Raw genomic sequence first — 10,199 nt, forward strand, 5'->3', positions numbered from 1 at the left:
ACCGACGGCGGTCACGAACTCGTGGCTGACAGCCGTGTGGAACTTCGCGACGGCTTACTCCCGTCAAGGAGACATTCTAGCGTTTCCCTCCCGTGATCGATCTTCGCCATCGGGTCGCTGTCGAGTTCGTTTTCGTAGATCACCCAGTCGACGCCAGCGTCGCTGGCGGCGTCCAGAACTGCCTCCATATCTACAACGCCCTCTCCGTGTGGGACGTTCGTGTAGCCCCGGAACGGCCCGATTGGAGCGACATCCCGGAGGTGTACCATCTCGATACGCTCACCACCGAGTGAAAAGAACTCGGCTGGGTCGTAGCCGGCCTCACGGATCTCAGCGACCTCCGGTTCGAACGTGAGTTCCGCCGGCATGGTTCGAGCAAGGAGGTTCCACGCGGGCGTCTCGCTCGGTATCGTCGTCTGATCGGTTGCCCGAATGTTAGTCAGCAACTGGTGTGTGTATTCTCCGACGGCTGCGGGTATCGGCGTTTCGTCGATGAGTTTACCCGCCGCGTCCGGAAGGAAGGGTCGGAACGTCCGTCGTCCCGTATGATACCCGAGCTGCATATCACACGCTTCGAGGCCGGCTGCTACGTCGCAAAGCCGATGGGAGAGCGAGCGGATGTCGCTTCGAGTTCGAAACTCGGACGCCGACAAATGCGGGATAACGAGTGTATCACACCCCACAGTTCGACACCGGACCAGCAGGTCTGACTCTCCGTCCAGCGCAGCCTCGATCTCCGGGAGGTCCGCGTGGACGGCGACCGGTTCGAGATCCACGTCATCAAGTGCTGCTGCGATATCTTTGGGCGTTTCCTCGTGGAACCGGTGAGCGAATTCGACCCCATCGTAGCCTGCAGTGCCGACACGACGGACGATTTCGGGGAGCGGTTCGGACAGGGTGCGGATACTGTATAACTGAAGAGCCGTGTTCGGTCCACTACCCATACCCACAGTTACGGTGTCACCAATATTGTTACACACACGCTATCAAGGCCCATTGAGAACGGACTCGAACGGTTCGGCTGTCGGAACCGTCGCCGTTGAAAACACAGGCCCGCTGTGGACAGGGGGCGTACAGCGTATAACGACCGTATAAGAGTAGGCAACGGCCAACCGACGTAAGCCAGTCCTTTCGCCCCAGTTCGGTTGTCAAGTTCTCGACTCCAGTACAAGGCTTCAAACCCGATAGACGGTCCATCCCCAGTATGCTCGCAATCGCTGGCGGCAAGGGTGGCTGTGGCAAAACGACCATCGCCCTCGGCGTGGGTCAGGCACTGGGGACGCCGACCAGACGGTCGCTGGTCGTGGACACCGATCGCGATATGCCGAACCTCCACCGTCGCGCTGGGGTCGACCCGGCACCCGGAATCGCTGATATCACAGTCTCGGCTGAGCCGACCACAGTTGCGCAGCGCGCCATGGCCGTCGAGAACGTCGACGTACTCCCCTGTCAGGATGTAACCGAAGCCGCTGTCGACACTGCCATCGACACACTGCCCCGACGTAATCGCCCGGTGATACTCGACTGTCCGGCCGGGGCTGGCCCGGACGCCGCCCGGCCGCTGCGGGCGGCTGACAGGACAGTGCTCGTGAGCGCACCAACCCGCCAAAGCCTTACCGACGCAGCCAAGACTGCGGCGATGGCCCGTGTGCTCGATGCCCCGCCCGCGCTCGCGGTCCTCGTCGGCAGTGACGGGTCGGTAAACCCATCGCCACTGCTGTCCTGCCCAGAGACGGTACACGTTCCGTCGGTGTCGAAACCGCTGGAGTCGGACCGGGCGGCGGCAAAATACGTCGCGATAGCGAACGTTCTCGCCAAGCGGAATACTTAATCTCGTGGGAAAATAAGTCCTCAGTGGTATGGCCAACCGGTTGCGAACGGGGATCGACGTCCTCGACAGAAAGCTCGATGGTGGCATCCCTGCCGGGAGTATCGTCGTGCTCTCTGCCCAGCCGGCTAGCCAGGCGGAGCTGTTCCTCTACGAACTCACCGCCACGCGCGGGACGCTATGGCTGTCACTCGATCGGACCGCCGAATCCGTCATCGCGAGCATCGAACAGACGCCGGCCAACACCGGCGACCCGACGGTCCGACACATCTCCGGCGAAGCGCCGCTTGACAACGCCGGCAAGCTCGTCTCGGCGCTGCCGGAGACCTCGAACCTCATCGTCGATCCGCTCGATGTGCTGGAAGCCCAAGAGCCACATTCGCGCTTTCGCGCGTTCATGAACGACTTGCAGAACCACATCGTCAACACCGGAAGCCTCGCTATCGTCCACTGCCTCGATGGCCGTGACGTGCCACCGCTTCGGGATACGACCGAGCACTTCGCTGACGTGGTGTTCCAGCTCAACACCACGACGGCCGGTGACGAGGTGGAAAACCGCCTCGCGATTCCGAAGTTCCGCGGCGGGCGAGCGCCCACCGACATCATCAAGCTCAATCTCGTCGAAGAGGTCAGCATCGACACGAGCCGCGACATCGCCTGATCTATTCGCCGCCGGGCCGTGGCTCCCTGTCCGTTGAGCCGAGCTCAGTGCCGACGAGTATCAACAGGAACAGTCCGAGACCGACGCCGATACCCGCTGCCAGTCCGATTCCGGTGCTGCCTGTTAGCACGACTGTTCCGACGCCAAACGCAATTCCCGGCGGGAGCGCGAGCAGTGACGGGTACACCAGCGATACTCGCATGGGTAGTGATGACGTGTCGTGCGTATAACGGTTCTCCCGTTTATGCCCTCAGAAAGTAGCAGTCGCTATCGCTCGGAGCTGCGGTGTCGCGGAACTAGTCGCTGACGCTCAACACTGCAGAACCGCTCGCGTGCTCGCGGTGCAGTTACTCTTCAGCGCCTTCGATCTCTTCGACGATCTCCTCGGCGTCAACGTCGGCGTCTTCCAGCGCGTCTTCGATGTCAGCGCCACCGGCACCGCCCATACCGCCCATCATGCCGGGCATGCCCATACCGCCGCCACCGATCTCTTCCTGCACGATGATGCGGTCGATGTCGAGGAGCTGGGTCAGCTGCTGGGCGATCTGCTGTTTGCCCATCATCCACTGCTGGTTCATCGTCAGCTGCGGCGTCGCCTCGATGTAGAGCGTCTCCTTCTCGACTTCGACGGTTTCGTACTCGGGCTCGGACTCTTCGTCCTCGTCTTCGTCGTCGCTCTCGACGAGCTGTTCTTCCTCGACAGTGTCAGTCTCGAACCACACGTCGAGTTCCATGTCGAGCATCATCTGGATGATGCCCTGGGCCTTCTCCTCGCGGTCCGTGACCTCTTCGAGGATTTCGTAGTCGTACTCGACATCCTCACCGGCCAGCGGGTGGTTGAAGTCCACTCGCGCGCGCCCGCCGATGATGGTCTCGATGTGGCCGTGCTCGCCTTCAATGTCGACGTGCGCGCCGGGATAGCGGTCGTCTTCAGGGATCTTGTCCTTCGAGACCGTCCGGACCTCTTCCTCGTCGTACTCGCCGAAGGCGTCGGCGGCCGCAACGGTCACATCGCCCTCGTCGCCGACCTCTTTGCCGTAGATGTCCTGCTCGACGTCCGGGAAGATGTGGTTCTCGCCCAGCACGATGGTGCGCGGGCCGAACTCCTGCTCTTCGGTGTCGATACCGTCGTCCTCGGCGACTTCCTCGTCGGTCGTGTCGACAAGCTGGCCGCCGTCGACGGTGCGGGCGGTGTAAGCGAGCTTGACAACATCGCCTTTCTGGAGTCCCTCAGCCTGTTCTTCTTCGTCTGCAGTCTCCTCGTCTACGTCAGTCTCAGACTCGTTGCTCATACCCTGTTCGTCAGTCGTGGCACTCTTAAGGACAACGTTTCCCGGTCAGCAGCGGTCGAGCAACTGTGGCAGTAGCCAGTCAGTACTCGCTTTCAGCCAACAACCGGTCGAACTTCTCGCGGTCGATGTTCCGCCCTGAGATGGGGAGAACGACTGTCTCGCCCCGTAATTCGTCTCCAGCCTGAAGCGCTGCGGCGACAGCCGTCGCACAGGCCCCTTCCATGACGATGCGGTCTGTCTCGAACAGGCGGGCAACGGCGTCCGCAATTGCGTCCTCTGACACGAGCCGGAAATCAGCGAGTTCCGCCTGCAGTATTTCGGTCGGGAGCGCGAACGGCACCCGGGTCGCGACGCCCTCGGCAATGGTGTCGACGCTGTCGAGGGCCTCCAGCGTCTCCTCGTGCCAGGCACGGTACACTGCGGGCGCACCCGCAGCCTGCACGCCGACGACAGCGGCGTCCGTCATCGCTCCGAGTGTCGTGCAGTACCCGGCCGCGGCGGTACCACCACCGACAGGACAGAACACGCGGTCAACGTCGGGTCGTTCGTCGAGGATTTCGAGACCTGCTGTGCCAACACCGGCGAGTAGTTTCGGTTCGTTACCCGAGTGGACGTAGCGCGCCGCACGCTGAGTCGCCAAGTCCTCGATGTGCTCGCGGGCCTCGTCGTAGTCCTCGCCGTACTGGATGACTTCCGCACCGAGTTGTTCCAGTGCGTTGACCTTTCCGGCGTTCGCGTCCGCCGGGACACCGATGGTGACCGGCACGTCGAACTCGCGGCCGGCCCAGGCGATAGACTGGCCGTGGTTGCCCGTGCTCGCAGCGAGCAGCCCAGCGTCCCTGAACTCCTCGTCGAGGGACGCGACAAGGTTTACACCGCCACGGACTTTGAACGCGCCAGTTGGGAGGGTATCCTCCCGCTTGAGCAAGACATCCGCATCGAGAGCTTCGGAGAGGGCTTCGCTGCGGACCAGCGGCGTTTCCGGGAGGTGCTGTCGGATGCGTTGCCGGGCGCGCGCGACCGTTGCAACTGTCGGCGGCGTCAGGTCGTGGTACGGAAAGAGGGTCGTCTCGTCCGGGGAATCGATCGGTTCATAGCGACCGGCCATACTACTACCCGAGAGAGCGGACACAGTAAATGGCGCGGTCGACGGGAGCGTTTTTCAGCGACCCGGTCCAGCCCCACAGTATGTACGAAGTCGAGGTGAAAGTGCCAGCGGACATCGAGGGTGTCGCGGAGCGACTCGACGAACTCGAAGCCGAACAAGTCGACACGGTGATCCAGACGGACACGTACTACGACGCCCCCCATCGGGATTTCGCCGAGACAGACGAGGCGTTCCGGGTCCGCCGCGAGACCAGAAAGGGGGAGACGAACGCGAAAGTTACCTACAAGGGGCCGCTCCTCGAAGCGGAGTCGAAGAGCCGAGAGGAGTTCGAAACAGGCGTCGAGGACGGCGACGACATCGACGCGATCGTCCAGCACCTCGGCTTCGAGCCCGCGGCGACCGTACGCAAGAACCGTCGGGTGTACGAAGTTCGGGAATACGACGTCACGCTCGACGCTGTCGACGATGTCGGCGAGTTCGTCGAAGTGGAACGGGAGACCGACGGGGACATCGAACCCGTGCGAGAGGGGGCCTACGAGGTGCTTCATGACCTCAATCTGGACCCCAGCGACCAGCAGCGAACCTCCTATCTCGGTATGCTACTTAGCGATGCGAACGAGTAATCATTCCGCTATTATCTGTTCCCGTAAGTTATAGAACCCGGCCAGACGAAGTTGCGACAATGACCGAGCGGAACATCCACGTCCAACCTGCAAGCGGGCTCGCCGTCGAAGATCAGGACATTGAAGTCGTAGAGCGCAAGGGTATCGGCCATCCGGACTCTATCTGTGACGGCATCGCGGAGACAGTGTCGCGTGCGCTGGCACAGACGTACATCGACCGGTTCGGCACAGTTTTGCACTACAACACAGACGAGACACAGCTCGTCGCCGGCACTGCCGCCCCCGCGTACGGCGGCGGCGAAGTGCTTGAGCCGATCTACATCCTGGTCGTCGGCCGAGCGACGAAGAAGTTCGACGGCGAGCGCATCCCCGCCGAAAGCATCGCTCTCCGGGCCGCACGTGATTACCTCGACGAGCAGTTCCCGCATCTCGACCTCGGGTCCGACGTCATCGTCGACGTCCAGTTCGGCGAAGGGTCGGGCGACCTCCAGACCGTGTTCGGCGAAGAGGCGACAGTGCCGATGGCGAACGATACCAGCTACGGTGTCGGCCACGCCCCGCTAACGGAAACCGAGCAGATCGTCCGCAACACCGAGCAGAAATTGACCGGCGAGTACGCCGAGTCGAACCCGGTCGTCGGGCAGGACGTGAAAGTGATGGGCAAGCGGGAGGGCGACCACATCGACGTGACCGTGGCCGTTGCGATGGTCGACGAACACGTTCCGGACCTCGAAACGTACAAATCCGCCGTTTCGGACGTCCAAGCGTTCGTCACCGACCTCGCCGAGGAGTACACTGACCGGGACGTGACGGTCCACGTCAACACGGCCGACGACTACGACGCCGAGTCCATCTATCTCACCACCACCGGGACCAGTGCCGAGCAGGGCGACGACGGTTCCGTCGGCCGCGGAAACCGTGCGAACGGCCTCATCACGCCCAACCGGCCGATGAGCATGGAGGCAACGTCCGGAAAGAACCCCGTCAACCACATCGGGAAGATATACAACCTCCTCTCGACAGAGATCGCCCAGTCCGTTGCGAGCGAGGTGGACGGCATCCGACAGGTCCAGATGCGTCTGCTCTCACAGATCGGGTCGCCGATCGACGAACCCCACGTCGCTGACGCGACGGTTATCACTGAAGACGGTGTCGCAGTCGGCGACGTCGAAGCAGATATCCAGGCCACAATCGACGACGAACTCGCCGACGTGACCGACATCACGCGGCAGGTCATCGAGGGCAACCTCTCGACGTTCTGAGACGGCGAGGCGACACCCCTTTACTCGCCGGTAGTCAACTCGCGGGCATGCATCCACCAGACGCCGACAGCGTGCTCGTTCGCCACGGAGAACTCGGCGTCAAGAGCGACCAGGTCCGCCGGAAGATGGAGGACCAGCTGGCGGACAACATCCGTGCGATGCTCGACGCGCGCGCCCTCTCAGGGGATATCGAACAACGACGGAACCGGCTGTTCGTCCACACCGACCAGCCCGAGGACGTGACCGCGGCCGCGGCCGATACGTTCGGCGTCACCTCCGCCTCGGCGGTCACGACCGTCGACTCGACGCTGTCCGCAATCAAAGATGCACTGGCCGTGACCGCACGGGAGCAGTACGACGGCGGTACTTTCGCTGTTAGCGCCCGGCGGGCGGGACCAGCGGAGGCACATCCCTTTTCGAGCACGGACATCGAGTCCGACGGTGGTACCGCCGTCTGGGAGGCAATCGAGGAACTGGGCGGTGAGCCCGCTGTCGACCTCGACAACCCCGATTTCGAACTGTTCGTCGAGTGTCGTGCCGACGAGGCCTACGTCTTTTGTGAGAAACGTCCGGGACCCGGTGGCCTCCCGCTCGGGACCCAGCGACCCGTCGTCGCTCTCGTCAGCGGCGGCATCGACTCGCCCGTCGCCGCCTGGAAACTGATGAAACGCGGCACACCCGTGCTTCCTGTCTACGTCGACCTCGGTGATTACGGTGGCCCCGACCACCGGGCGCGAGCCGTTTCGACCGTCGAAACACTCGCCTCGTACGCACCCGGACACGACCTGTCGCTGTCCGTAATCGACGCCGGTGACGTCGTCACCGACCTCTCTCAAAACCTCGGGTCGCTCCGAATGCTCGTTCTTCGCCGGTTCATGCTCGCAGTCGCCGAGGCTATCGCGTACGAATGCGACGCTGTCGGCATCGTCACCGGCGAAGCTATCGGGCAGAAGTCCAGCCAGACAAGCGCGAACATCGCAGTCACCGATGCTGCGACCACGCTCCCGGTGTACCGACCGAACCTCACCGTCGACAAGTCCGAGATAACCAACCACGCGCGGACTATCGGGACCTTCGATGACTCGACAATCGACACCGGTTGCAACCGTGTCGCGCCATCGCATCCGGAAACCAATGCCTCGCTGGAAGCGGTTCGGGCAGCCGAACCCGACGACCTGTTCGAGCGTGCCAAAGTCTGTGCGCAGGACCGCGCTGTCATCCCCATCGAAAGCTAAATTTCCGGGGCGGGCCAGGGTTGAGCCATGACGCAGGTCTGTCTCGTCGGGAGCGAGGACGTGAATCTCCGGTACGAACTCCTCTCGCGCGAGACTGCGCGAAACGCACTCGCCACCTACGACCTGCAGGAGCCGTTCGCGAATACCGTCGCCGTCGACACCGTGAGCCTCGGCGCGGCGGTTGCGTTGCTCAACGACCTGAACTGGTATCTCGTTCGTTTCGCCGACGCTGCGTTCGTGCGTGACCCGTCGATCAGTGAAACGGAGTGGCTCTCCCGGGACCTCGCCGCGGCGATCCGGGACGATGACGTTGCGCCAGAGGATACCGGTCGCTTTCTCAAAGTGTACGGTATTGTCGAGTCGGACGTACCCGACGAATCTACTGACGAAGCCTCGTCGGAGGGAGAGTCGGAAGCAACGACTGGCACACAGGCGAAAGAGACCGAGCGCCCGCCTGAACTTGTCGAGCCGATGCTCCTGACACGGACCGGTGACACGATTCCCGAATACGATCTTCAGGACGTGGATGACACGCTCATCGTCAGAGTGACCGAATCGGAGTTCGGAGCCTAACTCGGATCACGCCGCGCGCATAGAACGGACAGTTCTCAGTCGAACATTCCGGTCGACATATACCGCTCGCCGCTGTCCCAGTAGACCGTGACCACGAGCGGATCGTCGACGCCGTCCGCGACGAGTTGCTCAGCCACCTTCCGCGCGGCGAGATTCGATGCGCCCGATGACTGCCCGACGAGGATACCCTCCTCGTGGGCAAGCCGCCGGCACTCGTCCTCCGCATCCGAGAGTTCGACCGTCACCACGTCGTCCAGCAGATCGGTGTCCAAGTTGTCGCTGACGAATCCCGGTCCCATTCCCTGGAAGCTATCCTCGCCGGTACCCGGTTCCATCCCCGAGAGGACGGCGTTGTCCGCCGGCTCGACCGCGACGATATCCATCTCGGGGAACGCTTCACGCAGTCGACGGCCGGTGCCGGTGAGCGTCCCACCAGTACCGACGCCCGCGACCAGCGCGTCGACAGTCCGGTCGCCCACCTGTTCGAGTATTTCCTTTCCCGTCGTCTCGTAGTGCGCTGTCGGGTTCGCTGGGTTCTCGAACTGTCGGAGTTGAACGTAGTCATCGCGCTCGCACAGCTCGTCCGCGCGATCCTTCGCGTCGGAGATGTCTCCCTCGACAAGGTCGATCTCCGCGCCGTACGCCTTCATTATCTGTCGGCGCTCCGGCGACTTCGAGGACGGCATCACCAGCACTACGTCGTACCCCTTCGTCGCCCCGACCATCGCCATCCCGATGCCGGTGTTCCCACTCGTCGGTTCGACGAGCGTATCACCCGGTTCGAGCGTCCCGTTTTGCTCAGCCTCGTCGATCATATACTTCGCTGGCCGGTCTTTCGCGGACCCGCCAGGGTTGAACGACTCGACCTTCGCCGCAACGGTCGCCCCCTCCGGTGCGCGAACCGAGACCAGTGGGGACCCGATTGTATCGAGAATAGAGTCTTTCATCGCCGCCGCCTACGCGGGCCCGACTTAAACGCCTACTGAAGGCCCCAAACGATTCGTAGACTTCGAAGATGCGGCAGCACTTTCTGGCGTCGGCGACGATTCACGAGAACATATTAATATCGTCGACCGGCAGCACCGAGTAATCGACTGACAGGGTATCCTTAGTGGCTCGGACTTTGCCGACGAACGCGGAGATGTCCTCTAGCTGGCCCTCCAGCACGAACAGCTCCATACAGTACCGGTCACCGACGTGGCTGTGGAAGTTCGACGCAACGATGGACTCGTGGTCGTGGCGGAGATGCATCATCTTCTCCTCAACCGTCGTCGTCTCGTAATCGAACAGCACGGTGACGATCGCCATCAACTCACGATCCTCCAGTCGCTTGTCTTCGAACTCCCCCATCAGATTCCGCACCGCTTCCCGAACGACCTCGCTGCGACCTGTGTATCCGTGTTCGTCGGCGAACGTGTCGATTCGCTCCTCCAGTTCGTCCGGCATCGAGATACTTACAACGCCCATGTATTAACTCGACGCCGTTGCAGTATTAATAGTTCATATCCGTCCGCACTGGGCGGTACTGCCGCTGTCGTCTGCGTACTCACTCGTCAGGCTGGCGCTGCATAAATACGGAAAGCCCACTCGGGAGAGATATCTCTCCTGAGTGGGCTA

Annotated in this window: 12 protein-coding genes; 6 read left to right on the top strand and 6 right to left on the bottom strand. The window is 62.4% G+C overall.

Going from position 1 to position 10,199, the window contains the following annotated elements; all coding sequences use genetic code 11:
* Positions 1-11 precede the first annotated feature (11 nt).
* A complete protein-coding gene (locus ACYJ11_RS20025; protein WP_461649175.1) occupies positions 12-944 on the bottom strand; it encodes a sugar phosphate isomerase/epimerase family protein in 933 nt (310 codons plus the stop codon).
* 260 nt (positions 945-1,204) lie between these two features.
* Between ACYJ11_RS20025 and ACYJ11_RS20030 the strand changes: the two genes are divergently transcribed.
* Positions 1,205-1,831 carry a MinD/ParA family ATP-binding protein gene (locus tag ACYJ11_RS20030; RefSeq protein ID WP_461649176.1) on the top strand — a complete coding sequence of 209 codons (627 nt, stop codon included), beginning with the start codon at positions 1,205-1,207 and terminating at the stop codon, positions 1,829-1,831.
* Positions 1,832-1,859: 28 nt separating this feature from the next.
* The gene (locus ACYJ11_RS20035; RefSeq protein WP_005533947.1) at positions 1,860-2,489 is read left to right on the top strand and encodes an RAD55 family ATPase; all 630 of its coding nucleotides are present in this window, start codon (positions 1,860-1,862) and stop codon (positions 2,487-2,489) included.
* Between the two features lies 1 nt (position 2,490).
* On the opposite strand, the gene ACYJ11_RS20040 is transcribed toward ACYJ11_RS20035, so the two are convergent.
* The 3 genes from ACYJ11_RS20040 to ACYJ11_RS20050 all read right to left on the bottom strand — a co-directional run bounded on the left by ACYJ11_RS20040 (position 2,491) and on the right by ACYJ11_RS20050 (position 4,889).
* Positions 2,491-2,691 carry a hypothetical protein gene (locus tag ACYJ11_RS20040; protein WP_188979954.1) on the bottom strand — a complete coding sequence of 67 codons (201 nt, stop codon included), beginning with the start codon at positions 2,689-2,691 and terminating at the stop codon, positions 2,491-2,493.
* A 145-nt stretch (positions 2,692-2,836) separates the two neighbouring features.
* Positions 2,837-3,781 (bottom strand): FKBP-type peptidyl-prolyl cis-trans isomerase, encoded by a 945-nt coding sequence (locus ACYJ11_RS20045; protein ID WP_461649177.1) that lies wholly within the window; start codon positions 3,779-3,781, stop codon positions 2,837-2,839.
* A gap of 79 nt (positions 3,782-3,860) precedes the next feature.
* Complete coding sequence (locus ACYJ11_RS20050; RefSeq protein ID WP_461649178.1) at positions 3,861-4,889, bottom strand: threonine ammonia-lyase; 1,029 nt, start codon at positions 4,887-4,889, stop codon at positions 3,861-3,863.
* An 80-nt stretch (positions 4,890-4,969) separates the two neighbouring features.
* Here ACYJ11_RS20050 and cyaB point away from each other — a divergent pair, with 80 nt between their 5' ends.
* Genes cyaB through ACYJ11_RS20070 form a run of 4 tightly spaced genes read left to right on the top strand, consistent with a single transcriptional unit; the run spans position 4,970 to position 8,582 of the window.
* The gene (gene cyaB, locus ACYJ11_RS20055) at positions 4,970-5,512 is read left to right on the top strand and encodes a class IV adenylate cyclase (RefSeq protein WP_461649179.1); all 543 of its coding nucleotides are present in this window, start codon (positions 4,970-4,972) and stop codon (positions 5,510-5,512) included.
* Positions 5,513-5,571: 59 nt separating this feature from the next.
* Positions 5,572-6,774: a methionine adenosyltransferase gene (locus tag ACYJ11_RS20060; RefSeq protein WP_461649180.1), complete on the top strand. Its 1,203-nt coding sequence runs from the start codon at positions 5,572-5,574 to the stop codon at positions 6,772-6,774.
* Positions 6,775-6,821: 47 nt separating this feature from the next.
* Positions 6,822-8,009: a tRNA sulfurtransferase gene (locus ACYJ11_RS20065; protein WP_461649181.1), complete on the top strand. Its 1,188-nt coding sequence runs from the start codon at positions 6,822-6,824 to the stop codon at positions 8,007-8,009.
* A 27-nt stretch (positions 8,010-8,036) separates the two neighbouring features.
* Entirely contained in the window at positions 8,037-8,582 is a 546-nt protein-coding gene (locus ACYJ11_RS20070; RefSeq protein WP_005533935.1) for a DUF5804 family protein, read from the top strand.
* 35 nt (positions 8,583-8,617) lie between these two features.
* On the opposite strand, the gene ACYJ11_RS20075 is transcribed toward ACYJ11_RS20070, so the two are convergent.
* Positions 8,618-9,529: a PLP-dependent cysteine synthase family protein gene (locus ACYJ11_RS20075; protein WP_461649182.1), complete on the bottom strand. Its 912-nt coding sequence runs from the start codon at positions 9,527-9,529 to the stop codon at positions 8,618-8,620.
* 100 nt (positions 9,530-9,629) lie between these two features.
* Positions 9,630-10,049, bottom strand: coding sequence for a CopG family ribbon-helix-helix protein (locus ACYJ11_RS20080; RefSeq protein ID WP_004592383.1), 420 nt, complete (start codon positions 10,047-10,049; stop codon positions 9,630-9,632).
* Between the last annotated feature and the right edge of the window lie 150 nt (positions 10,050-10,199).

The organism is Haloarcula sp. H-GB5 (assembly GCF_054850705.1).

What these genes read in the sequence shown, in the direction of transcription:
- ACYJ11_RS20025 (WP_461649175.1), bottom strand. Translation starts at nt 944, where the DNA reads ATGGGTAGTGGACCGAACACGGCTCTTCAGTTATACAGTATCCGCACC.
- ACYJ11_RS20030 (WP_461649176.1), top strand. Translation starts at nt 1,205, where the DNA reads ATGCTCGCAATCGCTGGCGGCAAGGGTGGCTGTGGCAAAACGACCATC.
- ACYJ11_RS20035 (WP_005533947.1), top strand. Translation starts at nt 1,860, where the DNA reads ATGGCCAACCGGTTGCGAACGGGGATCGACGTCCTCGACAGAAAGCTC.
- ACYJ11_RS20040 (WP_188979954.1), bottom strand. Translation starts at nt 2,691, where the DNA reads ATGCGAGTATCGCTGGTGTACCCGTCACTGCTCGCGCTCCCGCCGGGA.
- ACYJ11_RS20045 (WP_461649177.1), bottom strand. Translation starts at nt 3,781, where the DNA reads ATGAGCAACGAGTCTGAGACTGACGTAGACGAGGAGACTGCAGACGAA.
- ACYJ11_RS20050 (WP_461649178.1), bottom strand. Translation starts at nt 4,889, where the DNA reads ATGGCCGGTCGCTATGAACCGATCGATTCCCCGGACGAGACGACCCTC.
- cyaB (WP_461649179.1), top strand. Translation starts at nt 4,970, where the DNA reads ATGTACGAAGTCGAGGTGAAAGTGCCAGCGGACATCGAGGGTGTCGCG.
- ACYJ11_RS20060 (WP_461649180.1), top strand. Translation starts at nt 5,572, where the DNA reads ATGACCGAGCGGAACATCCACGTCCAACCTGCAAGCGGGCTCGCCGTC.
- ACYJ11_RS20065 (WP_461649181.1), top strand. Translation starts at nt 6,822, where the DNA reads ATGCATCCACCAGACGCCGACAGCGTGCTCGTTCGCCACGGAGAACTC.
- ACYJ11_RS20070 (WP_005533935.1), top strand. Translation starts at nt 8,037, where the DNA reads ATGACGCAGGTCTGTCTCGTCGGGAGCGAGGACGTGAATCTCCGGTAC.
- ACYJ11_RS20075 (WP_461649182.1), bottom strand. Translation starts at nt 9,529, where the DNA reads ATGAAAGACTCTATTCTCGATACAATCGGGTCCCCACTGGTCTCGGTT.
- ACYJ11_RS20080 (WP_004592383.1), bottom strand. Translation starts at nt 10,049, where the DNA reads ATGGGCGTTGTAAGTATCTCGATGCCGGACGAACTGGAGGAGCGAATC.